Below are 249 nucleotides of genomic sequence, written 5' to 3' on the forward strand. Positions count from 1 at the left end.
CTTTGGTAAAGCGGGTATGCACAGGTTCGCGGTTAGGCAGCACAAATATCTGCGCTGCTTGGCCGTTGGGCCACGTGCGTTGGCGCATGGCAAACATCGCCCGCGCCGTGTCCCGGTTAATCGCTTGTGCCCCCACTGAAGGGTGAGCAATCAAAACAATCGTATTAGCTAATTCGGTGGTCTGTGCTGATGCGGTGTTGAAAAGCAGGGCAAGCATCATGAGCGCTGTCCATAAAGCGCTCATGAGCG

Annotated in this window: 1 protein-coding gene; it reads right to left on the reverse strand. The window is 55.4% G+C overall.

Annotated features, from left to right (window positions below; genetic code table 11):
- Positions 1 to 220 (reverse strand): hypothetical protein (locus R0J92_RS25245; protein ID WP_411053706.1); only part of this gene is annotated, 220 nt, incomplete at its 3' end.
- Positions 221 to 249: the final 29 nt, after the last annotated feature.

Source organism: Tritonibacter sp. SIMBA_163, from assembly GCF_046535935.1.
Lineage (GTDB): Bacteria > Pseudomonadota > Alphaproteobacteria > Rhodobacterales > Rhodobacteraceae > Epibacterium > Epibacterium scottomollicae.